Origin of the sequence: Aeromonas sp. s10 (assembly GCF_040907975.1) — a bacterium.
Lineage (GTDB): Bacteria > Pseudomonadota > Gammaproteobacteria > Enterobacterales > Aeromonadaceae > Aeromonas > Aeromonas caviae.
Map to the genome: position 1 here is coordinate 1 of NZ_JBFOCV010000040.1, position 21,687 is coordinate 21,687.

General features: G+C 61.0%; 20 protein-coding genes and 2 tRNA genes. 17 read left to right on the plus strand and 5 right to left on the minus strand.

Annotation, left to right across the window (positions count from 1 at the left end):
• The first annotated feature begins 9 nt into the window (after positions 1–9).
• The 4 genes from AB5Y59_RS13820 (at position 10) to yjjG (ending at position 2,602) form a co-directional block, all read left to right on the plus strand.
• Positions 10–86, plus strand: a tRNA-Met gene (locus tag AB5Y59_RS13820).
• Positions 87–182: 96 nt separating this feature from the next.
• Positions 183–259 (plus strand) — tRNA-Met (locus tag AB5Y59_RS13825).
• Positions 260–403: 144 nt separating this feature from the next.
• Complete coding sequence (locus AB5Y59_RS13830; protein WP_368212165.1) at positions 404–1,888, plus strand: leucyl aminopeptidase family protein; 1,485 nt, start codon at positions 404–406, stop codon at positions 1,886–1,888.
• Positions 1,889–1,921: 33 nt separating this feature from the next.
• Entirely contained in the window at positions 1,922–2,602 is a 681-nt protein-coding gene (gene yjjG / locus AB5Y59_RS13835) for a pyrimidine 5'-nucleotidase (RefSeq protein WP_010674855.1), read from the plus strand.
• Between the two features lie 71 nt (positions 2,603–2,673).
• Here the strand turns inward: yjjG and AB5Y59_RS13840 are convergent, their stop codons facing one another.
• The 4 genes from AB5Y59_RS13840 to elyC form a co-directional block, all read right to left on the minus strand.
• Entirely contained in the window at positions 2,674–3,930 is a 1,257-nt protein-coding gene (locus AB5Y59_RS13840) for an amidohydrolase (RefSeq protein ID WP_368212167.1), read from the minus strand.
• Between the two features lie 1,305 nt (positions 3,931–5,235).
• Positions 5,236–6,207 (minus strand): 6-phosphofructokinase, encoded by a 972-nt coding sequence (gene pfkA, locus AB5Y59_RS13845; RefSeq protein WP_368212169.1) that lies wholly within the window; start codon positions 6,205–6,207, stop codon positions 5,236–5,238.
• A 143-nt stretch (positions 6,208–6,350) separates the two neighbouring features.
• Complete coding sequence (gene tpiA / locus AB5Y59_RS13850; protein WP_029314576.1) at positions 6,351–7,106, minus strand: triose-phosphate isomerase; 756 nt, start codon at positions 7,104–7,106, stop codon at positions 6,351–6,353.
• A 135-nt stretch (positions 7,107–7,241) separates the two neighbouring features.
• Positions 7,242–8,027, minus strand: coding sequence for an envelope biogenesis factor ElyC (elyC, locus tag AB5Y59_RS13855; protein WP_041215094.1), 786 nt, complete (start codon positions 8,025–8,027; stop codon positions 7,242–7,244).
• 128 nt (positions 8,028–8,155) lie between these two features.
• Here elyC and cmoM point away from each other — a divergent pair, with 128 nt between their 5' ends.
• The 13 genes from cmoM (at position 8,156) to AB5Y59_RS13920 (ending at position 20,999) form a co-directional block, all read left to right on the plus strand.
• On the plus strand, positions 8,156–8,932 hold the full coding sequence (gene cmoM, locus AB5Y59_RS13860; protein ID WP_368212171.1) for a tRNA uridine 5-oxyacetic acid(34) methyltransferase CmoM: 777 nt from the start codon (positions 8,156–8,158) through the stop codon (positions 8,930–8,932).
• A 114-nt stretch (positions 8,933–9,046) separates the two neighbouring features.
• Positions 9,047–10,366 carry a chromosome partition protein MukF gene (mukF, locus tag AB5Y59_RS13865; protein WP_039040724.1) on the plus strand — a complete coding sequence of 440 codons (1,320 nt, stop codon included), beginning with the start codon at positions 9,047–9,049 and terminating at the stop codon, positions 10,364–10,366.
• Positions 10,347–11,084, plus strand: coding sequence for a chromosome partition protein MukE (gene mukE, locus AB5Y59_RS13870; RefSeq protein WP_368212173.1), 738 nt, complete (start codon positions 10,347–10,349; stop codon positions 11,082–11,084). The genes mukF and mukE overlap by 20 nt, the downstream gene beginning before the upstream one ends.
• 45 nt (positions 11,085–11,129) lie before the next feature.
• Positions 11,130–15,557, plus strand: coding sequence for a chromosome partition protein MukB (gene mukB, locus AB5Y59_RS13875; RefSeq protein ID WP_368212175.1), 4,428 nt, complete (start codon positions 11,130–11,132; stop codon positions 15,555–15,557).
• Between the two features lie 171 nt (positions 15,558–15,728).
• Entirely contained in the window at positions 15,729–16,130 is a 402-nt protein-coding gene (locus AB5Y59_RS13880; RefSeq protein WP_368212177.1) for a septal ring lytic transglycosylase RlpA family protein, read from the plus strand.
• Positions 16,131–16,512: 382 nt separating this feature from the next.
• A complete protein-coding gene (locus tag AB5Y59_RS13885; RefSeq protein ID WP_168967601.1) occupies positions 16,513–16,878 on the plus strand; it encodes a RidA family protein in 366 nt (121 codons plus the stop codon).
• Positions 16,879–16,891: 13 nt separating this feature from the next.
• Positions 16,892–17,545 carry a transcriptional regulator gene (locus AB5Y59_RS13890; protein ID WP_368212179.1) on the plus strand — a complete coding sequence of 218 codons (654 nt, stop codon included), beginning with the start codon at positions 16,892–16,894 and terminating at the stop codon, positions 17,543–17,545.
• A complete protein-coding gene (locus AB5Y59_RS13895; RefSeq protein ID WP_017787996.1) occupies positions 17,535–18,341 on the plus strand; it encodes a PhzF family phenazine biosynthesis protein in 807 nt (268 codons plus the stop codon). The genes AB5Y59_RS13890 and AB5Y59_RS13895 overlap by 11 nt, the downstream gene beginning before the upstream one ends.
• Before the next feature lie 295 nt (positions 18,342–18,636).
• Positions 18,637–19,110 (plus strand): cupin domain-containing protein, encoded by a 474-nt coding sequence (locus AB5Y59_RS13900; RefSeq protein ID WP_368212180.1) that lies wholly within the window; start codon positions 18,637–18,639, stop codon positions 19,108–19,110.
• A 17-nt stretch (positions 19,111–19,127) separates the two neighbouring features.
• The gene (locus AB5Y59_RS13905) at positions 19,128–19,613 is read left to right on the plus strand and encodes a GNAT family N-acetyltransferase (protein ID WP_042889034.1); all 486 of its coding nucleotides are present in this window, start codon (positions 19,128–19,130) and stop codon (positions 19,611–19,613) included.
• Positions 19,614–19,866: 253 nt separating this feature from the next.
• Positions 19,867–20,175 (plus strand): putative quinol monooxygenase, encoded by a 309-nt coding sequence (locus AB5Y59_RS13910; RefSeq protein ID WP_010674842.1) that lies wholly within the window; start codon positions 19,867–19,869, stop codon positions 20,173–20,175.
• A gap of 92 nt (positions 20,176–20,267) precedes the next feature.
• On the plus strand, positions 20,268–20,480 hold the full coding sequence (locus tag AB5Y59_RS13915; protein ID WP_316287543.1) for a hypothetical protein: 213 nt from the start codon (positions 20,268–20,270) through the stop codon (positions 20,478–20,480).
• 66 nt (positions 20,481–20,546) lie between these two features.
• Positions 20,547–20,999 (plus strand): histidine phosphatase family protein, encoded by a 453-nt coding sequence (locus AB5Y59_RS13920; protein ID WP_368212182.1) that lies wholly within the window; start codon positions 20,547–20,549, stop codon positions 20,997–20,999.
• Between the two features lie 66 nt (positions 21,000–21,065).
• Here AB5Y59_RS13920 and AB5Y59_RS13925 read toward each other — a convergent pair whose 3' ends face one another.
• On the minus strand, positions 21,066–21,656 hold the full coding sequence (locus AB5Y59_RS13925; RefSeq protein ID WP_263308929.1) for a hypothetical protein: 591 nt from the start codon (positions 21,654–21,656) through the stop codon (positions 21,066–21,068).
• Between the last annotated feature and the right edge of the window lie 31 nt (positions 21,657–21,687).

Consider the following 21,687-nt stretch of genomic DNA (forward strand, 5'->3'; position numbering starts at 1 on the left):
CAATTCGGACGCGGGGTGGAGCAGCTCGGTAGCTCGTCGGGCTCATAACCCGAAGGTCGTCGGTTCAAATCCGGCCCCCGCAACCAACCATTTGTATCCATGGCAAGCGCTAGCGCCTGTGGTGGAGACGAAGACAGCAAGAAGCAACTGCTCTGCTTTTTGTGGTGGCAATACAATTCGGACGCGGGGTGGAGCAGCTCGGTAGCTCGTCGGGCTCATAACCCGAAGGTCGTCGGTTCAAATCCGGCCCCCGCAACCAACTTCTGACTGATTTTCTTCTGCATTACCTCTCTGATCCCCTCCAGCATCTGTTGCTTGCACACAATAATGTGTGTTTTTCCGATCCCTCTCGCCATTTGTTCGGTATCATCCTGCTTTCTGTTCATGGATGAGGCCGCACCCTGTGATGACCCCTTTTAGCTATTCTTCTCCCCAAATCACGATGCAGAGCACCTCCCTCGCCGAAGTAATGGCAGGGCCGGCTGCTGTCAAACTCCTGCTCATTGCCGACTCAGCGCGCGATACCTTGCTGGCGACGCCTCCCTTTGCCGCCGTGGCAACCCAGATAGCCCTGGGTCAGAAGGCCCCCTATTCCCTTGACGACAGTCAGGGGCTGCAACGGGTGATCTTCATGGATGCCCGCCCGGCCCTGGATAATCGGCTCTACAAGCAGGTGCGCAGCTGGATGGGCTCGCTGGCGGGCCTCAAGGCGACGCACCTGGCGCTCCATCTGGAGGGCTTTGACGATGAGCATCGCGCCCAACTGGCAAGGGTGGTGCTCGCCTGCCTGCTCGCCGCCGATGTGACCCTGCCGACCCAGAAACGGAGTGAGGCGACAAGACCGGGTTATCAGCAGTTGCAACTTTCCCCCCCTTGCGAGCTGGACATGGCCCGCCTGAGCGCAGAAACCGAAGGCAATGGTCTGGCTCGCCACCTGGCGGTGCTGCCAGCGTCCGAGCTCAATGCCCGTCATTACCGGGCCTATGCCCGGGAGCTGGCGCAGCAGGAGGGGTGGCAGTGGCAGGAGTTTGATGAGACGACCCTGGCACAGAAGGGTGCTGGCGCCTTCCTGGCGGTGGCCCGTGGTTCGGCGGACGGTCAGGCCGCCATCGTCAGGCTCAGTTACTGTCCGGCCAACCCGGTGCGCCGCGTTGCGCTGGTGGGCAAGGGGATCTGCCACGACTCCGGTGGCTACAACCTGAAAGTCGGTGGCAGCATGTATGGCATGCACCTGGACATGGGGGGCAGCGCGGTGGCCCTTGGCACGTTGTTGGCCATCAGCCGGGCGAAACTCCCCATTGAGGTGCACTGCTGGCTCGCCATCGCCGAGAACCACATCGGCCCGCAGGCCTTCCGGCCCGGTGAGGTGGTGACCGCCCTCAACGGCACCACCATCGAAGTGGTGGACACCGACGCCGAGGGTCGCATGGTGCTGGCGGATGCCCTGACCCTGGCGGCCGGGGACAAACCCGACTTGCTGATCGACTATGCCACCCTGACCGGCGCCTGCAAACGGGCGCTCGGCAGCCGTTACAGCGGCGCCTTCACCAACCGCCCCGAGTGGCTCACCACTCTGATAGCGCTGGGACAGCAGAGCGGGGAGCGAGTCTGGCCCTTCCCCCTGGACGAGGATTACGATGACAACCTCGATAGCGAGTGGGCCGATCTGTTACAGTGCGCGCCGGGCGCCTCCCCGGATCACATCGATGCCGCCCGTTTTCTCACGCGCTTCGTGCCCGCCGAGCTTCCCTGGTTGCACCTCGACCTGAGTGGTTTTCGCAACAAGGGGGGCAATGGCGTGGTGGGCAGCGAGGTAACCGGCTTTGGTGTCAGGCTGACCCTGGCCCTGCTCGACAGCCCTCTGGGGATGGGTGCGCCCGACGCATGACAACGTGGCCAAGCACAATCAATAAGGACAAGCGTGAAACAAGCAAGCTATGACTGGGTGCTGTTCGATCTGGACGAAACCCTGCTCGATTTTCCGGTCGCCAGGGCGCTGGAGCGGACCCTGCAGATCTACGGCGTGGCGCCGACTCCCCCCAAGATGGCGGAGTACCATGCCCTCAACCAGCGGCTCTGGCAGCAGTACAACTCAGGGGAGATTGACGCCACCCACCTGCAGCAGACCCGTTTTTCGCTCTTTGCCGAGCAGGTCAACGTGGCGCCCATGGCGATGAACGAGACCTTCCTGCAGCAGATCATCGCCCTGAGCGTGCCGCTGGAGGGGGTGGAGGAGACCCTGCAGGCCCTGAAGAGCAAGGTCAGAATGGGGATCATCACCAACGGCTTCAGCCTGCCCCAGCGCGGGCGCCTCGACAAACTGGGCTGGAACAGCTGGTTTGAGCCTCTCGTTATCTCTGACGAGGTGCAGGTGACCAAGCCGGCGGCGGCCATCTTCCAGCATGCCCTGGCGCAGATGGGTCAGCCGAGCCCGGCGCGGGTGTTGATGGTGGGGGACAATCCCAAGACCGACATCGCCGGTGCCGCCGCCCAGGGGCTTGCCACCTGCTGGTACAACCCGGGACGGGAGACAGGCCCGTGCGAGGCGACCCACGAGATCCACCACTTCGCCCATCTCTGCGCGATCGTGCTGGGAGAGTAGGTCCCCTATGCCCGCAAGGATGTAAAAAAACAAGGCAGCCCATGGGCTGCCTTGTTTGCATCCGGCGTCTGCTAGCGGCCGAGGCGGGCGAGCAGCCAGGTCTCCAGCAAGGCCACTCCGGGGGCCAGCACGGTTTCGTCGAAGTCGAACTCCGGATGATGGTGGGGGGCCGCGAGGTTGGCTCCCAGGATGAGATAGGCGGCTTCGCCGCCGTGCTGCTGTACCCGCTCGATGAGGAAACCGGCATCCTCGCTGGCCCCGAAGCGGCGGGTGTGGATGGTATCAAGGGAGATCCCCTCTGCGAGAGGCACGATTTCCTCGATGAGGGCTGGGCTGTTCTCGATGCCGATCGCTTCCCCCTGTTTGCGGATGTGGTAGGTCGCGCCCTGCATCAGGGCCGCCCCCTCCACAATCTGCTGCACCTGATTGAACATGTAGTCGTTGAGGGCCGGCGTCGCGCCACGGGTCTCCCCCATCAGGCGGGCATGGCCCGGGATGACGTTGCGTCCACTGCCGCCGTTGAGCTGCCCCACGTTGATGCGGGTCATGCCGTCCCGATGGCGGGGAATGCCGAGCATGGCGGTGGTGGCCATGCAGGCCGCCGCCAGGGCATTGTGGCCCGCGTTGGGCTCGAGCCCCGCATGGGCGGCTTGCCCCATGAACTCCACGTCGAATTTGGTTGAACAGAGAAACTCGGTGGGGTTGACCACCAGCTCACCGCTGCTCGCGTGAATGCCGATGTGCAGTGCCAGCAGAGCGTCCACGTCGTCGAGCTGCCCCCCTGCCGCGAGCGCCTTGCCGCCTCGGCAGCCCTCTTCAGCCGGCTGGAAGAAGAGCTTGATGCGGCCAGTGAGGCGATCGGCGAGGGCCGCGATCCGCTCGGCCAGCACCAGCCCGATGGCGGTGTGACCATCGTGGGCACAGGCGTGCATCCAGCCCGGGTTGGCGGAGTGCCAGCCTCCCTGGCCGGGCAGGTGTGACGCCTCCTGGCTCTCTTCGACCTCCACCGCATCGATATCGAAGCGAAACGCCAGGGTGGGGCCGGGGCGCCCGCTCTCCCAGAGTCCCATCACGCCGGTGAGTGCGTCGATCCGCGTCAGCCACTCCGGATGCGCCCCCTGGTGTAGGGCACGGGCCTTCTGGGCCTCGGCGTCTATTTCCCGTCCCATGATGAGGGTGCTGGCGAGCAGTTGATCCCCCAGCATGATGGAGAAACCGAGTTCACTGAGGTGTTGGGCGATGAGGGTGGTGGTGCGAAATTCACACCAGGCGGCTTCGGGGTGACGATGAAGGTCGCGGCGCCAGTGGCGCAAGGCATCCTGAGTCATGGTGGTTCCTGCGTGGCAAATCCAGCGGCCATTGTGACGGGCAGGGGGGCAAGAGTAAATCCCGCAGGGGGAGATGCGACAAGGGGAGCCCGGGCTCCCCTTGAAAGATGGCATGGATGTCGACGAGGTCGTTTTGTGCGCGCAGATCGCGCTCAATGATGGCTTGGCATCATCCTTTGCCAGAGCGCGTCAAAAAACCATGTTGCAGTCTTTTTTTTGAACCACCCCTCTGGGACAGAGGTGGCAGATGGCTGATTGACCGACTTAGAGCTGTGCCAGCGACGGCATGGAGACGGCAACCAGAGTGAAAAACACGGTGAAAACGGCGGTAACTACGAACTCTTTCATGATTTTATCTCCCTTGGTTGGCTCATGATGGAACCAAGATACCACAATAGAACGATAAAACAACGAAAAATGTAATTATGAGGCGAAAATGGTTTGGCGGTGAAATATGGCTGTATTTTTCCAAGTTTAAGGGCGTTTTTTGTCCTGGGAAGGGTTTTGTGGTGATACCAGTGAAAGGGGAGTGCATATAAAATCTTTAAATACATTGAGTTATGTTGTTTTTGTGACCCTCCCCTTGGTGGTTCCGATTGGGGTCTTTGTGGTTATCTCCATTTTTCGGCAGCAAAATGGCCTGCGGGATGCGCCGATTGATGTCGTCCTAGGGGGGTTGGTGGCTGTCAGCCAGGTTTTGTCATCTCATGTCATGTTTTCTCACGACTTGTGTCCCAACCCCAGTCTGCAAAGCTATTGCCAGCCAGTGTTATCCGATGAAGGCTCAATTTTCTGCTCATCCCAAACAGGATGGGAGCAAAAAGAGTACGAAAAAACGACAAAATGGCCGTCAAAGGAGCATGGAAGGGAAGGGGGAAGGCGGGAAAATGGGGGGGCGATCTTCATGGGGTCTTGGGTGGCCGGAAGCCCCGTTTTTCGCTGTTTTCTTGGGGGGACGAGCCGCTGGGCCCGCGCGGGGAAGCGGGCGATATCGTCGGCCCACCCGGGTTGCTATATGGCGCCAGTGTGATGGGATGAAGGGCAGGGGAGGCCTGGCGCAGGGCCGTGGCACTGCGCCACCAAGGCCTTTATCCATAACCGTCGTGAACAAGGTGAGCAAGCAGAAAAGCGGGGGAAAGAAGTAAAGGAGAAGGTCGTGGGGTCAGAGGCTCAGGGCCGCCGGGCAAGGGGTAAGACATGGCGACAGTGGCCAGTGGATAGTCGGGCCCCAGCAGAGGGAGGAGGGGGTGAGGAGCACGCATAAAAAAACCCTCCAGAGGAGGGTTTTTTGTCAGACCACAGCCTTTAGAACAGGGTGGTGGAGAGATCGTAGAGCTCCTGATCGAACGGGCGTTTGAGGTTCTCGATGCAGTCGATGATGTCGTGGTGCACCATCTCGTTGCGCTGGATGCCGACGCAGCGGCCACCGTGACCGGCCAGCAGCTGCTCGACGGCGTAGGCGCCCATGCGGCTAGACATGATGCGGTCACGCGCGGTGGGGGTGCCGCCGCGCTGGATGTGGCCCAGGATGGTGGCACGGGTTTCGCGGCCGGTCAGGGCTTCGATGTCCTTGGCCAGGGCATTCACATCGGTGACGTGCTCACAGATGGTGATGATGGCGTGCTTCTTGCCCTTGGCTTCGCCTTCCTTGATCTGTTGCAGCAGCTTGTCCTTGTCGAACGCCACTTCCGGCACGATCACGTACTCGGCACCGCCGGCAACGGCGGCGGACATGGCCAGATCACCACAGTGACGGCCCATGATCTCGACCACGGAGATGCGATGGTGGGAGCTGCAGGTATCGCGCAGACGGTCGATGGCGTCTACCACCACGTTCAGCGCGGTATCAAAGCCGATGGTGAAGTCGGTACCGGCGATGTCGTTGTCGATGGTGCCCGGCAGGCCGATGCAGGGGAAACCCTCTTCGGTCAGCTTCTTGGCACCCATGTAGGAGCCGTCACCGCCGATGACCACCAGGGCATCGATGCCGTGTTTCTTCAGGTTTTCGACCGCTTCGGCACGGACTTTCGGATCCTTGAAGGCGGGGAAACGGGCGGAGCCGAGGAATGTACCGCCACGGTTCACGACGTCGGAAACGCTGTGACGCTCGAGCTTGACGATACGGTCCTGGTGCAGACCGAGGTAGCCATCATAGATGCCGTAAACTTCCAGGCCATGATGCAGACCGGCGCGCACCACGGCGCGGATGGCTGCGTTCATACCCGGTGCGTCACCACCACTGGTCAAAACACCAATACGTTTGATTTGTTTGGTCATGAGTGCCTCTGGATCTGAGTTGTCGAAAATCAAGATTCTGAAAAATACGGCTGGCCGCTTTTACTATATCGGCTTTCCTATGGCGAGAGGGTCCATAGGAAAGCGATATGCAAAGAGGGGCGGGGCCCCTCTTTGCTTGGCGCTTACTTGGCGGCGCCAGCGATGATCTGGGAGAAGTCGTCCACTTTCAGGGACGCGCCACCCACCAGGCCACCGTCGATGTCCGGCTGGCCGAACAGGTCGGCAGCGGTGGCGCCAGTCACGGAGCCGCCGTACAGGATCTGTACCTTGGCAGCCACGGCTGCATCAAAACCGGCCAGGTATTGACGGATGTGAGCATGCACGGATTGTGCGATCTCCGGGGTGGCGGTCTTGCCGGTGCCGATGGCCCATACCGGCTCGTAAGCGATGACGGCGTTCTCGAAGGAGGCGATGCCGCAGCGATCGATCACGGCCTTGAGCTGGGTCTCGACCACCTGATTGGTGGTACCGGCTTCGAACTGGGCCAGGGTTTCACCGATGCACAGCACGGGGATCAGGCCGCCCTTCTGGATGGCTTCGTACTTGGCAGCCACCACGTCGTCGGTCTCTGCGTGCAGGGTACGACGCTCGCTGTGACCGACCAGGGAGTAGGTGCAGCCGAAGGCTTTGAGCATGGAGGGGGCGTTTTCGCCGGTGAAGGCGCCGGACTCGTGAACGTCGGCGTTCTGGGCACCGTAGGCGATCTTGCTGCCAGCGGTCAGCTGTTCAACCAGACCCAAAAAGATAACCGGCGGGCAGACGGCCACTTGCACGGAAGGATGAGCGGCAGCGGCCGGGGTCAGTCCTTTGATCAGGGCTTCTACAGAAGCCTTGGTGCCGTTCAGTTTCCAGTTACCCATTACCAGGTGCTGTCTCATCTTCTATATCTCCTAGGCATTTGATTGCGCAACATTATATGAATTGAACCGAGCCCAAGATAGCTGACCCGGCGGCAAATGACGTAATTTTTTTTCGCTTTCCTGATCCAAATCAGGAATGCAAGGCGCGATTGCTCACTCGGTGACCTGCCCACGCAAACGGGCCCACCATACCCCAATCCACTCGTGAATGGCAGCCTCGGAATACATCAGATAACGCCCCTTTGGGAGGTAGCTGTAGAGGGGTTGTGGCTCCTGACTCTGCTTGGCGGTGTAATCGGTGGGAGCCGGCACCGCATCGAGTCCCTGACTGCGATAGAGAGCCATGGCCCGGGGCAGGTGGGTGGCCGAACTCACCAGTGCCACCCGCTTGCCGTTGAGGTGGGCGGCGATGCTGACCGCCTCATCATGGGTGTCTTTGTTGTTTTCAAACAACGTCATGCGCGCACGCGGGATGCCAAGGCTGGCCGCCATGCGGGCGTTGACCTCGGCGTTCGACAGGGGATCCCCGGTCACGGCACCGGAGAAGACCAGCTCGGCTTCTGGATAGGCCAGAGCCAGGCGAACTCCTTCCAGGGTGCGCGCCAGGGAGATGTTGTTTTGCCAGGCGCGCTCTGGGATGGCCGGATCGCTCACATGACCGTTGCCCAGCACGACGATGGCCTGGATGTCCGGATGCAGGCTCACCTCGAAGGGGGGATAGGTCTGCTCCAGGCTGCGGGCCAGCTCGTAGCTCACCGGCCGCGTCCCCATCAGGGCAATGATCACCAAGGAGAGGGTCGCCAGCAGCCTGCCGCTTTTTTGAAAGCGGGTGAACCAGAGCAGCACGAGCGCCAGCACCAACAAGGAGAGAGAGAAGGGGAGCGGCATCAGCAGATGACCCAGCCATTTCTTGATGACAAAGAAGTTGAGCTCGAACACGACAGACACGTCCTTGAGTTTTCAGCAAATTCGGGATGTGACAGAATACCCCTCTTTTTTCCTGTGGCCCAATCCTGTGTGGTTCCTCCTGCGGCCCTCATGGCGGGGCGGTCGAAGATGAGTGTGTCTTGAAGCAAGATCAGAGTTTTGACGGGCGCGCGGACAAGTTCGCTCGCAACATTTACGACTCCACCAAGGGGCGCATTCGCACCACCATTGTCTGGAGTGACATCGAAGCCTGCCTGGCGCGCCTGGGCAACCGGCCGCTGCGCATCCTGGATGCTGGCGGCGGCTTTGGCTACTTCGCCCAGAAACTGGCGGCCATGGGCCATCAGGTGGAGCTGTGCGATTTGTCGGCAGAAATGCTGGATCTGGCCCGGGAGCAGATCGCCCATAAGGGCTTGGAAGACAGAATTCGTCTCATCCATTGCCCCATTCAGGAGCTCAAGCAACACGTGACCGGCACCTTCGATCTGGTGCTCTGTCACGCGGTACTGGAGTGGCTCGCCGAGCCGCGCCAGACCTTGCTGGGTCTGTTCCCTTTCGTCAAGGCAGGGGGCATACTGTCGCTGCTTTTTTACAATCGTCACGGTCTCCTGTTCCAGAGCCTGGTGGTGGGCAATTTCGACTATGTGCGCCTGGGCCTTCGCAAGAAACGCCAGACAGCCCTGACTCCCACCAATCCCCAGTTGCCAGAGCAGGTCTATGACTGGATAGGCCGGGGGGGATTGCGGATCATCGGCAAGACCGGGGTACGCGTCATCCACGACTACATGCGCCACAAGCAGGATCAGGTCGAGAAGTTTGAGGACCTGCTGGCCATGGAGCAGCAATATTGCCGCCAGGAGCCCTTTGTTTCCCTGGGGCGCTACATCCATGTGATGGCCCAGAAACCGGCCGGTTGAGACACACCGGCGTGAATACGATGCGGGCTCCAGCCGCCGGGGCGCCACCGACCCCGGCCTATATCACCACGGCGGGCAAAGACCTGCCGACTATAACAACGAGATGATAACGTCATGATGAGTACATCCCGTACCCTGCCAGAGACGGTGGGATGGGTCAGACAGGAGGGGTTGGCGCTGAACCTCCCCACCGACAGGCTGGCCTTTCTGATAGCGATCAAGACGCTCTCCGAGGACGAGTCTGATCTCTCGGAGGCCGCGCTGCACGATGCCTTTGGCTATGTCAGCAGTGCCTTCGGCCAGATGGACGAGACCCTCACCGGTCGCGCCAACAACGCCATCAACGATCTCATTCGCCAGCAACTGCTGTCGCGTTTCACCACCGACATGGTGGCGGGGGAGAGCCTCTACCGCCTGTCGCGCCTTGGCATGAGCATCGTCGATTTCTTCATGGATCAGCGCCAGGTAGACTCCATCAAGCTCTCCATCCTGCTCGAGCACCTGGCGGCCGAGCTCGACACCGCCCGCAAGGCGGCGCTCGAGACCAACACCCGGGAGCAGTGGGACGCCGAGGTGCTGCCGCGCCTCTCCTTCTCCCTGGAAGAGACGCTCGGGCGCATCGATCTCACCCAGCGCGCCATGGACGAGCAGCAAAACCAGGTCAAGAGCGAGATCGCGGCCCTGCTGACCCAGAACTGGGTCGATGCCATCCACAGCTGCGAGAAGCTCCTGCACGAGACCGGCCAGACCCTGCGCGAGTTGCAGGACACCCTGGACGCCGCTGGCCACCGCCTGCAGGCGGGGCTGCTCAACATTCAGGAAGCGGCCCAGGGGCGTGATGATCTGTTCCACGTCGAGGAGCTGACCCACGCCCTGCAGGGGCGTCTGGACGTCATCACCGCCTGGGGCCAGCAGTGCATCGAGCTCTGGTCCCGTTATGACAGGCACGTCCACAAGTTCATCCGCAACGCCATCGACATGGACAAGAACCGCGCCTTCAGCCAGCGGCTGCGGGAATCCATCCGCAACTTCGAGCAGCACAGCTGGTTGTTGCGGGTGGCCGAAGAGCCCCGTTTGCTGGAGCTGCGGGATGAAACCATCGCCATCCACGACGAGGAGGTGACCGGCGAGGTGCCCCTCGAGATGGAGTACGTGGAGATGGTGGACATCAACCAGGAGCTGGCGGAGCGCATCGAGCGCTACCTGGCCCGCTACCCGGAGCAGGGAGATCGGCTGGATCTTGCCGACGTGCTGCGGGAATACCTGCTGGACTACCCGGCTCATGCCCACTTCGACGTGGCGCGCCTCCTGATCGATCAGGCCGTGCGTCTCGGCCATGCCAGCGGTGAGCGCGAACACCACCGCCAACCCGCATGGAAACCCATCAACCAAGCTGGATCCAAGGTTCAGGCCTATGTCATCGATCAATACTGAATTCCCCTTGCCCCTGCGCCTCGCAGAGGCCATCGCCAACCCCTTGTTTCCGCGCATCGACACCGCCCTGCGCTCCGGTCGCCACATCAGTGCCGACGAATTCGAGCAGCACTCGGCCCTGGTGGAGTACCACCAGGAGCTGGAGATCTTCTACGGTCGCTATCAGGTGGAACTCATCAAGGCGCCGGAAGGCTTCTTCTACCTGCGTCCGCGCCCGAGCGCCGACATCGGTACAACAGTGTTATCTGAGCTCGATATGCTGGTGGGCAAGGTGCTCTGCTACCTGTTCCTGAGCCCGGATCGCCTCGCCTCTGAAGGGGTGTTCGCCATGGGCGAGCTGCAAGAAGAGGTGCTGAATCTGGCGGACGAGAAGCAACTGCTGCGCATGGTCAACAGCCGCTCCGGCGGCACGGATCTGGACAAGAAGAAGCTGCTCGAGAAGATCCGCACCTCCATGCGTCGCCTCAAGCGCCTCGGGATGATCACCCCCCTTGGCAACAGCGACAAATTCCGGGTCAACGAGTCGGTGTTCCGCTTCGCCGCCGATGTGCGCTCCGACGAGGATCCCCGTGCGGTGCAACTGCGGATGATCCAGGAAGGGGAGGCCATTTTCCACGACGACGAGATGCCGAGCAGCGATTCCCTGTTCGAGGATATCGAAGAGGATCTGGACGAAGAGCAGCTGGAGCTGGAGGTGGAAGATGATCTGCAACGTTAATGTGCCGGCACTGATGGTGTCTGCCGGTTTGATGGAGAGTGTGGCGTGAGAGGCAAATTCAAATCCCTGACCATGGTCAACTGGAACGGCTTCTTCGCCCGCACCTTCGATCTCGACCAGCTGGTCACGACCCTGTCCGGCGGCAACGGCGCGGGCAAGTCCACCACCATGGCGGCCTTTATCGCGGCCCTCATTCCCGACCAGTCACTGCTTCACTTCCGTAATACCACGGAAGCGGGTTCCAGCAGTGCCTCCCGCGACAAGGGGCTCTACGGCAAGCTGCAGCGCGGCCACTGCTATTCGCTGCTGGAAGTGATGAACAGCCGCGAGCAGCGGATCTGGGTTGGCGTCCACCTCGAGCAAGTGGCCAACCGTGACAACAAGGTCAACATCACCCCGTTCGCCTTGGTGGATGTGCCTGAGCACCTGGCGCCCACGGATCTGCTGCTGGAGAAGCTCGACGACGGCAAGGGCCGGGTACGTGCCTTTGCCGATCTGAAGGGGGCGGCAGCGGAGCTTGGCGCCATCAAGGTCGCCAAGTTCAATACGGTGACCGATTATCACAACTTCATGTTCGAGTTCGGCATCACCCCGAAGAAGCTGCGGGATCAAAAGGATCGCGGCAAGTTCTACCGCCTGATCGAAGCCTCCCTCTACGGCGGTATTTCGTCTTCCATCAGCCGCTCCTTGCGTGAATACCTGCTGCCGGAGAACTCCGGGGTACGCAAGGCGTTCCAGGACATGGAGGCGGCCATCTACGAGAACCGCCGCACCCTGGAAGCCATCAAGGAGACCCAGGGTCAGCGGGATCTCTTCAAGAATCTCATCACCGAGACCACCCACTATGTGGCCGCGGAGTATGTGCGGGGCGCTGCCGAGAAGAGCCGCCTCTCCGAGCTGGCCCTCAAGGCCCGCCAGGAGCTGGCAGGCAAGCGTCGCCTGCTGGCCGAGGAGAAGCAGCGCGCCATCTATCTGGCCGACGAGGTGGAGCAGCTCACCAATCGCGAGAAGCTGCTGACCGACGAGCTGGAGTCTGCCGCCGAGCATCTGGCCAAGGTGATGGCGGCTGTCAGCTTGCAGAAGAAGATAGAGATGTATCGCGCCGATCTGGCGGATCTCTCTGACAAACTCGAACAGCAGCAGGCAGTAGTGGAGGAGATCCACGGCCAGCTGCTGGAAGTGGAAGAGCGCAAGGAGCTGGCTCAAGCAGAAGTAGATAGCCTCAAGACCCAGCTGGCCGACTATCAGCAGGCGCTCGATATCCAGCAGACCCGCGCCATCCAGTACCGTCAGGCGGTGCAGGCTCTCGATGCTGCCCGCGAGCAGTGCGAGCTGCCGGGGCTGACCGCCGAACAGGCGAGCGACACCCTGCACCAGTTCCGCGCAGCCGAGCAGAGCCTCACCAGCCGGGTGCTGGGGGCCGAGCAGCAGCTGGCGCTGGCCAAGGCGGCGGTGGCCGAGCACGAAGCGGCGCTGGCGCTGCTTTTGAGCATCGCCCCCGAGACAGTGCGCGAGGCCGCTTGGCCTACCGCCCAGTCGCTGCTCAAGCGTCACATCGAAGACAAGGCCCGCATTGCCCAGGGGCAGGGGCTGCGCGCCGCACTGGCTCGCCTCGAGAAAGAGAGCGAAAGCCAGAAAAATCTCTTCAAGCTGCGCGATGAGCTGCAGCAGACCTCTGGCCAGCTTATTGCCAGCAGCGATGAGCTGGAGATCTTCCTCGAAGCCCAACGTACCCGTCAGGAGGAGCTCTCCGAGCAGCAGGCAGAGGTGAACCAGCGCCGCGCCAGCCTCGAGCATCAGGGCACCCAGCTGGGTCGCGATATTGCGGAGCTCACCAAGCTGGCTCCGCGCTGGCTCAAATCCTTTGAAAAGCTCGAGCAGCTGCGCGAGCAGAGCGGCCTGCCGCTCGCCACCGCCGAAGAGCTTTCGGCCGGCATGCAGACCGTGCTCGACAAGGAGCGCGAGTTCGAGCAGGAGAGCAACCGCATCGCGGCGCAGAAACAGGCGCTGGAGCTGCAAATTCGCAACCTGCAGTTGGGTGCTGGCGAGGCGGATCCCCGCCTTGCCCGCATCGCCGAGCAAGTGGGGGGCGTGCTGCTCTCCGATGTCTACGACGACATCTCCATCGACGATGCCCCTTACTACTCCGCGCTCTATGGCCCGGCTCGCAGCGCTTTGGTGGTGCTCGACCTTGAGGGTGCCATCGAGCGGCTGAAAAAGCTGGAAGATTGCCCGGAAGATATCTACCTCATTCAGGGCAACCCCGACTCCTTTGACGAGGATCTGGTGGAAGCGGACGAGCTGGGAGACGCCGTGCTGGTGCGCACCAGCAAGCGTCAGGTGCGCTTCTCCCGCTACCCCGAGCTGCCGCTGTTTGGCCGCGCCGCTCGGGAAAAGCGGATCGAGCAGCTCGACCTTGAGCGCGAAGGGCTCATCGAGGGTTACGCCAAGGCCGCCTTCGAGCAGCAGAAGTACCACCGTCTCTACGGCCACTTCCGCGACTTTATCGGCCAGCATCTGGATATCGCCTTCCGCCCGGACCCCGAAGCCGAGGTGCAGGCCAAGCAGCACGAGCAGCGTAAGCTGCAAGAAACCATCGCCGAGTGCGACAAGCAGCTGAGTGATGCCAAAGCCGCCGCCGCCCAGCTGACCCGCCATATCCAGCTGGTGCAGGGGATGCTGCCCTTTGCCCACCTGTTTGCCGAGACAGAGCTGGCTGCCCGCCTTGAGGCGGCTCACGCCGACGTGGAGGCGCTTAAAACAGCCGAAGCCTTTATCGCCAAGCACGGCAAGTCGCTGGATAAGCTGGAAACCATGGTGCAGGTGCTGCGTCAGGATCCGCAAGATCTGGCCGCGCTGCAGGCTGCCTATGATGAGGTGAGCGACCTGCTGGCCGAGCAGAAGCGCCGTTGCTACGCCCTCGATCAGCTGGTGGCGCGTCTGCCGCACTTTGCCTATCAGGATGCGCAAGACCTGCTGGGCAAGGCCTCCGAGATGAGCGAGCGACTCAAAGAGAAGCTGAAAGCGGCCGAGCTTGCCGCCCGCACTGCCGGCGAGCAGCACAAGCAGATTGCCCAGCGCCACACCGAGGCGTTGCAACTGCGCACCGCGCTGAACTCCAGTGTCGAGGCCAAGTGCCAGACCCTGACCGAGTTCGAGCAGGAGCTGGCAGCCATGGGGCTGACCCTCTCTGACGACATGGAAGAGAAGGCGCGCGCCCACAAGAAAGAGATTGAAGAGCTGCTGATCCGTACCCGTTCCCGTCGCACCAGCGCCGAGGCCCAGCTGCAGGTCACCAAGCGCGAGATCGAATCCCTCGGTGGTCGTCTCAAGCTGGAAGGCAAGGATTACTACAGCGCCCGTAAATCTCTGGTGGGTCACAAGGCGAGCTGGTCGCGGGTGGTGCGTCTGGCGCGGGAGACCGACGTCGAGAAGCGTTTAAATAAGCGCGAGCTGGCGTACCTCGACAGCGACGAGCTGCGCTCCATGTCGGACAAGGCCCTCGGCGCCCTGCGGGTGGCGGTGGCCCACGATGAGGCCCTGCGCGATGCGCTGCGACTGTCGGAGGGCAACCGCAGTACCGAGCAGAAGGTGGCCTTCTACGTGCAGGTCTACCGTTACCTCAAGGATCGCATCCGCAACGACATCATCCGCTCCGATGATCCGGTGGAGGCGATCGAGGAGATGGAGATCGAGCTGGCGCGTCTCGCTGACGAGCTCAAGCAGCGGGAAACCCATCTGTCGCTCTCCTCCCACGAGGTGGCGGCCAAGATCACCAACATCATCCGCCGCGAGCAGAACCGCATCCGTGTGCTCAACCAGGGCCTGCAGAACATCGCCTTCGGTCTGGTGCGCGGGGTGCGCCTCAACGTCAATATCCGCGAGGCCCACACCCGTCTGCTGACGGCGCTGGCCGACCAAACCGCCATGCACAACGATCTGTTCGCCGACAAGGAGCTCAGCTTCTCCGAGGCGATGGCCAAGCTGTTCCAGCGCCTCAACCCGCAAGTGGAGCAGGGGGATCGCAGCTATCAGGTGATGGGCGACGTGCTGCTCGACTATCGCAACTACCTGGAGCTGGAGATCGAGGTGCAGCGCGGTGCCGATGGCTGGCTGCGGGCCGAGAGCGGCGCGCTCTCCACCGGCGAGGCGATCGGTACCGGTCAGGCCATCCTCTTGATGGTGCTGATCAGCTGGGAGGAGGAGTCCCGCCGTCTGCGCGGCAAGGATATCGCCCCCTGCCGCCTGTTGTTCCTCGACGAAGCGGCCCGTCTGGATGGCAAGTCCATCGCCACCCTGTTCGAGCTGTGCGAGCGGCAGGACATGCAGCTGCTTATCGCCGCGCCCGAGAACATCAGCCCCGAGAAGGGCACCACCTACAAGCTCATCCGCAAGGTGCAGGGCAAGCACGAGCATGTGCATGTAGTGGGCCTGCGCGGTTTTGGCTTCGCCGACGACAAGCTCATCGCCTGACAGAGGCTGACGGATAAGGTATGAAAACGGGAGGCTTGGCCTCCCGTTTTGTTTGGAAACTGTGGCAAAGTAGCGGCGCGGCCATGGCAGGCCGGCACCACGCCGGTTCGCTCACGCCTGCTACCGCTTCATTGGCATCGACAACCCCGCAGGGGAGCAAGGACAAGGCACATGGTTGAAAAGGGGCAATTTTTGCGAAAGGGGCTGCTGCTGTCGCTCACCGTGCTGCTGGCCGCCTGCAGCAGTCGCTATGACGAGAGCCATGGCGGCAGCTGGCGCGGCTATAGCGAGACGGGGCTCGCCTCCTACTACGCCGACCGCTACCACAACAAGCGCACCGCCAGCGGTGAGCCTTATCAGCGCCACGCCAACACCGCCGCTCACATGGAGTTGCCCTTCGGCGCCATGGTGCGGGTCACCAACCTCGCCAACGGCAAGAGCGTGGTGGTCAGTGTCAACGACAGGGGTAATTTCCCGCGCGGGCGCATCATCGACCTCTCCAAAGCGGCCTTCAGCGCCATCGGCAATCCTCGCGCCGGGCTTATCAAGGTCAGGGTCGAGGTAGTGAATTAGCCAGCGATCTGAAAAGGGGAGTGCCATAAATCCATATGGTACTGACTGTTCCATCAGGGACGGGTTTGATTAAGCCCGCCAGATGGCTGGCCTAATCTGCCCCCATCACTGTGACGGGAGGTTCTACAGCCCGCCAGCCCAGCTCACTCTCGTAATGCTTCAGCCATATCCCCTGTCCCTTTACATTCATTTCTCCTTATCTCAAGACTGTCTCACCCTAACCCTGCCTCGCATATTGTTCCAATAAACGATGAGTGCAATCTCAATAGATTGATATTTAATGTATTTTGTTGTTTTGTGTTGAATTTCCAAAAAAAGTTTAAAAAAGGGAGGCCTGATGCTATCTTAGGCGCAGTAACATTTATGAGGGAGTGCGAGCGTCATGACCATTGAACGATATGCCACCGACAAGCCTTTTCCCTTTGCCGATGCAGTGAAGGCGAACGGTTTTGTCTTCCTCTCTGGCCAGGTTTCGATGACTGCCAGTGGTGAGCCGCTGTATGGTTCGGTTGTGGAGCAAACCCGGCGGATTATGCAGTCGATAGACGGGACGCTGACACGGGCGGGCGTGAGCCTAGATCAGGTCGTCAGGGTGCAAGTGTGGCTGAGTGACATGAAACACTTTGCCGAATTCAACGCTGAGTATCGCACTTGGTTTTCAAATGGCTTCCCGGCTCGCTCGGTGACTAGCAGCGCGTTGGCATTTGGGCTGGATGTGGAAGTTGAAGTCCAGGCGACAGCTTCATAGAGAGAGAATTCACATGGACATGAAACATGGCAGTCTGATCACTGCCTTGACGGCATCCCTTGACACCCTTAGAACCACTATTCCCGCCAATACCGAAGCGGTATTACATGATCTGACCAGACCCGAGGCGTCCGTCATCGCCATCGTCAATGGGCATGTAAGTGGCCGCAAGAAAGGGGATGCGCTGTTATCCGGACCGGATGATGACATGGGCTTTTTGGGGCTGCTCGAGGCCTCATCCGATATTAGGCACCGCACATTCAGCGGTTATGTTTCCAAGACGGCTTCCGGGAAGCGCTTGAATAGCGCATCGACAATCTATTACGGCGAGGGTGGCACTCCATTGGTGGCATTTTGCATCAATGTCGATATGGAAACTGTCAATCAATTGAAGCGCGATCTGGATTATCTTTTCCTGCCAGCTGGCATGGAAGAAGGGCTGGATGGCAGGACGAGCAATATATCCATCCAGACGTTGGATGATGTGTTGCAGAGATATCGGCAGACAGGCTCAGAGAACAAGATTGACTTCAGAAGGCGCGTCGTATCAGACATTCATGGCATGGGGTTTTTCAAGATAAAAGGTAGTGTCAACCATGTCGCCAGAATGTTGGGGGTGACGCGATACACGATTTACAACTATCTGGAGAAATGCGATGAAGAGTAGTAGCTCGATAAAGATCCCCTTCTATCAAGTGGACGCGTTTACCTCTCAGCCTTTTGGCGGTAATCCGGCCGGGGTATGTCCTCTTGAGACGTGGCTGGATGATGAAGTGCTCCAGGCAATCGCCATTGAAAACAATTTGTCCGAGACGGCTTTCTTTATCCCGGCAGAGGATGGTTATCACTTGCGATGGTTTACACCGGGGGTCGAAGTCGATTTGTGTGGGCATGCGACTCTGGCCGCGGCCTGGGTGCTTTTTAACAAGCTGGACCATGCTGGTGAGCGCATTCATTTTCACACCCGCAGCGGACTTCTTACCGTGACCCGCTCAGGCCATGAATACTGCATGGACTTTCCTGCCAAGGCGGTGACTCAGATAACGCCTCCATCGGGATTGTTGGCTTCACTCGGTATAGAAGAAGGGATCGTTGGGGTATGGCAATCTGATGATCTGATCGTGCTGGTGGATGACAGGCAGATCATCGACAGACTGGCCCCGGATTTCAATACGCTGGTGCAGTTTGATACCCGTGGTGTCATTGTGACGGCGGCCGATGAACGCTTCGATTTTGTCTCTCGCTGGTTTGGCCCTCAGGTTGGCGTCAACGAAGATCCGGTGACCGGCTCTGCGCATACCTTCTTGGCGCCGTTCTGGGCAGCACGAACAGGAAAGAAAGAGCTAATTGCCCAGCAAGGGGGGGCGCGTAAGGGCACATTGCGTTGTCTGGTACGGGATGACGGTCGCGTGGAGTTGTATGGTGAGGCTCGCATGACGATCGAAGGCTTCTTCCTGCTGTAGTGGTTCCAAACGCCTTATTACCTTGCCCTATCGGAGGCGGATGCCGAGCGCTATCTGCTGGCGCGGTGCAAGAGGGAGTGGGTCGACGAGATAGGCCAGATGATAGAGGGGCATCACGCTCTGCGTTCCCGGCAAGATTCCCCCTTTGCCCTGGTGGAGCTCTTTCTCCGGGCCCCGACATCGCCGACTTCTCTCTTGGCATGGTGTGCGAGACACTCCTTCAACTCCCTGCTGATGTTTTGCCGCTAAGAAGCAGGCTATAAAGAGAGACGTCATTCACAGGGAGGATCAGAACATGACTGACAAGCGCGCCATTCAGGCAGCGGCCATCCCCGAGCACAAGGCAAAGTCCCTTTATCCGGAGCCCTTTGACTCCTTGGTCAAGCACCGCACCCGGCGCAGGCTGGGGGATCATTTCGGCCTCACCAATTTCGGGGTCAATTTGACGACCCTGGCACCGGGGGCCATCTCGGCGCTCAAACACCATCACGGCCTGCAGGACGAGTTCGTCTATGTGCTCTCGGGCAATCCCACCCTGCGCCACGGGGAGGAGGAGTACCGGATGTCGCCAGGGGAGTGCATCGGCTTCAAGGGTGGCAGCGGCCTGGCCCACCAGTTGCTCAACCACGGTGAAGTGGACGCCGTCTATCTCGAGGTGGGGGACAGGCTGCCAGGGGACACCGTCGACTATCCCGATGACGATCTGGCCCTGGTACAGGGTGCCGATGGCGCCTGGTCAGCCAGACACAAGGATGGCAGCCCCTACTAGGGGCGCCTCTTCGCGCAATGAGAGAGACCTCCATGGTGTTCAGCCCCTTTTCTGCTGTCAGGGCAGAGGATTTTCTGCCGCTGCTCAACGATGAGACGCTGCGAAAGCACCTGATCCCTCACCCGCTTTTCGATGTGGCCGGGGTGCGCGACTGGATGGCGTACAAGCTGGGAGTCGACGCCCGGCCAGGTTGCCGCGTGCGCGCCATCTTTCTCGACGGCACCCTGGTGGGGTGGTGCGGTATCCAGCCCGATGACGAGGGGGTGGAGCTTGCCATCGTGCTCACCAGGGTTGGCTGGGGAAGCGGCGTGGCAATTTTCAACGAGATGATGGGGTGGGCGAGGGCGCTTGGCCATCGGACGATCCTCTTTCACCTGCTGGATACCCGCCCACCTTACCGCTCCCTCGCCAGACGGGCCATCTGGGTGAGGAAAACACGCCTGGGCGAACACCCTTTCACCACCTATTGCCTTGATGTTGAATCCTGGTCTGCAGACCCTTAGCCCTTAGCAAGGGGGTAGCAAGCCGTGCCGCCTCCTGGCGGGTCACGTTGCCACCCTTTGCGTAATGACCCCTCCCGCTCGTTTGTTCCTCTGTGCACGGCGTGGTGAACACTGTGTTCATTCTGCCCCCCTATATGCCCCCCACCGTCCTGCCTACACTGGGCAACGTCTGATGGGGGCGCATCCGGCAGTATAAATCGCTGTCCAGGTTGCACTCTCTGGCGTGTTGACGATGTACAACGGAGAAAACTGGATGAAAAAAGAGACAGACAAACTGGTATCGATCGCGGTGCTCAAGGCCCGTGACGGCATGGGAGAGCGCCTTCGCGATGCCCTGCTTACCTTGATTGGCCCCACTCGCCAAGAGCCAGGCAACCTCGATTACGTGCTGTTCGAGTTGAAGGATGAACCCGGTACCTTCTACATGCGGGAAGCCTTCGTGAGTCAGGCCGCCCTGGATGCCCACTGTGAGACCGCGTATTTCCAGGCTTTCGCTCGCCAGGCGGACGAACTGCTGGCCGAACCCCTTCGGCTTGTCTTCATGGAAGAAGTGAGCCCCTGATCCTTGCCGCAGAGCCCGATGCTCCCCTCATCGGGCTTTTTTCCTTCAGCCTCGCTCCCGGCAATCGCATCTACCTGCTCGGCTGCGTGGCCATGGCCCTCAACCCCATCCTGATCAAGCGCTGCTACCGGGGGGAGTCCTTCCTCCACCTGACCGGCTGGACCCTCATCTGCGCCACTGTGCTGCTCACCGGCATGCTGACCGGGGAGACAGTACACTGGGAGCAGGTAGGCTGGGGAGGAGGGGGTGTGCTGCTGACCATGGTGCTTCTGCCCCTTCATGCTGGCAAACGTGGGGCGGTCTGAGGGGCTGCCTGTGGCCCTGATCAACCAGGGAGTGCGTCATGAGAAGAACCCTGATCCTGGTACGCCATGGCAAGTCGAGCTGGGAGGACGCGTCTTTGTCTGACCGCGCTCGTCCGCTGGCGGCGCGATGCGCCCCTGATGGGGGCTCGTCTGGCGCGCCTGGGGGTGAAGCCCGATCTCATCCTCTCGAGCCCCGCCTGCCGGGCTATGACAACCGCCCGGCTGCTTGCCGCAGAGTTGGGTTATTCCCCGAACCGCATCGCCATCGACGAGGGCCTCTACGAGAGCGATGCCGGGACCCTTCTCGGGGTGGTGGGGGCGCTTTCAGATGCTCTCGCCTGCGTGCTGCTGGTGGGCCATGACCCTGCCTTCACCGACCTGGCTCATGGCTTTTCCTCCGGTATCACTCGCATGCCGACCTGCGCCGTCGCCCGCTTCATCTTCGACGCCCCCTCCTGGTCGGCGCTCCCGTCCTGCTCGCCGGTGGTGGCCGTGCTGGACTTTCCGAAGAAAGGGTAGAGGGGGGGCAAGCAGGCAGAAATGACAAGGGGAGCCGCGGCTCCCCTTGTCGGGATGGTGACGGGGTCATTTGGCCGCGATGGGCCCCTTGGTGCCCGCGTCGTTGTCGACCCAGCCATCTTCTCCCTTGAGGCGGCGATCCCCCTGGATGGTGTAGATGACCATCCCCTCCTTGAACACCAGGGCGCCGTCGGATTTCCTGGCACTGACCTGCTTGTCGTTGACCCACACCTGATCCTTGTCATCGATGCGGATGTTCGCGACAGTGGCGCCCGTCTCGGGGAAGGTGGCGACCCAGTTGCCGGTGTAGGGGCTGGCGCTGGCCGCTGCGGGGGCGGCGCCAAATCCGGCGGCGGCGTTCTCGGCCTTGCTCTTGTTGATGTCACAGCCGCTAAGCTCGCTCACCTGGGTACAGCCTGAGCGCTCCAGCTTCTGCTCATAGCTCATGTTCAATCCGCCTTCGTCGGCCGGGGCGGCGGTGCCAAATCCTGCCTTGGCGTTTTCCGCCTTGCTCTTGTGAATATCGCAGCCCTGGGCTTCGGTCACCTGGGTGCAGCCGGAGCGTTCCAGCTGCTCGGCGTATTTGTGGTTGATGGCGTGAACCTGGGCGCTGCCCAACAGGGTGAGGGTCAGGATGAGCGCGGTCTGTCTGAACATGATCAATACCTCTGGCAATGGGTCATTCGGG

What these genes read in the sequence shown, in the direction of transcription:
- AB5Y59_RS13880 (WP_368212177.1), top strand. Translation starts at nt 15,729, where the DNA reads ATGGTTGAAAAGGGGCAATTTTTGCGAAAGGGGCTGCTGCTGTCGCTC.
- AB5Y59_RS13925 (WP_263308929.1), bottom strand. Translation starts at nt 21,656, where the DNA reads ATGTTCAGACAGACCGCGCTCATCCTGACCCTCACCCTGTTGGGCAGC.
- AB5Y59_RS13900 (WP_368212180.1), top strand. Translation starts at nt 18,637, where the DNA reads ATGACTGACAAGCGCGCCATTCAGGCAGCGGCCATCCCCGAGCACAAG.
- mukE (WP_368212173.1), top strand. Translation starts at nt 10,347, where the DNA reads ATGTCATCGATCAATACTGAATTCCCCTTGCCCCTGCGCCTCGCAGAG.
- AB5Y59_RS13920 (WP_368212182.1), top strand. Translation starts at nt 20,547, where the DNA reads ATGGCAAGTCGAGCTGGGAGGACGCGTCTTTGTCTGACCGCGCTCGTC.
- mukF (WP_039040724.1), top strand. Translation starts at nt 9,047, where the DNA reads ATGATGAGTACATCCCGTACCCTGCCAGAGACGGTGGGATGGGTCAGA.
- AB5Y59_RS13895 (WP_017787996.1), top strand. Translation starts at nt 17,535, where the DNA reads ATGAAGAGTAGTAGCTCGATAAAGATCCCCTTCTATCAAGTGGACGCG.
- pfkA (WP_368212169.1), bottom strand. Translation starts at nt 6,207, where the DNA reads ATGACCAAACAAATCAAACGTATTGGTGTTTTGACCAGTGGTGGTGAC.
- AB5Y59_RS13905 (WP_042889034.1), top strand. Translation starts at nt 19,128, where the DNA reads ATGAGAGAGACCTCCATGGTGTTCAGCCCCTTTTCTGCTGTCAGGGCA.
- tpiA (WP_029314576.1), bottom strand. Translation starts at nt 7,106, where the DNA reads ATGAGACAGCACCTGGTAATGGGTAACTGGAAACTGAACGGCACCAAG.
- AB5Y59_RS13840 (WP_368212167.1), bottom strand. Translation starts at nt 3,930, where the DNA reads ATGACTCAGGATGCCTTGCGCCACTGGCGCCGCGACCTTCATCGTCAC.
- AB5Y59_RS13910 (WP_010674842.1), top strand. Translation starts at nt 19,867, where the DNA reads ATGAAAAAAGAGACAGACAAACTGGTATCGATCGCGGTGCTCAAGGCC.
- AB5Y59_RS13885 (WP_168967601.1), top strand. Translation starts at nt 16,513, where the DNA reads ATGACCATTGAACGATATGCCACCGACAAGCCTTTTCCCTTTGCCGAT.
- AB5Y59_RS13890 (WP_368212179.1), top strand. Translation starts at nt 16,892, where the DNA reads ATGGACATGAAACATGGCAGTCTGATCACTGCCTTGACGGCATCCCTT.
- AB5Y59_RS13915 (WP_316287543.1), top strand. Translation starts at nt 20,268, where the DNA reads ATGGCCCTCAACCCCATCCTGATCAAGCGCTGCTACCGGGGGGAGTCC.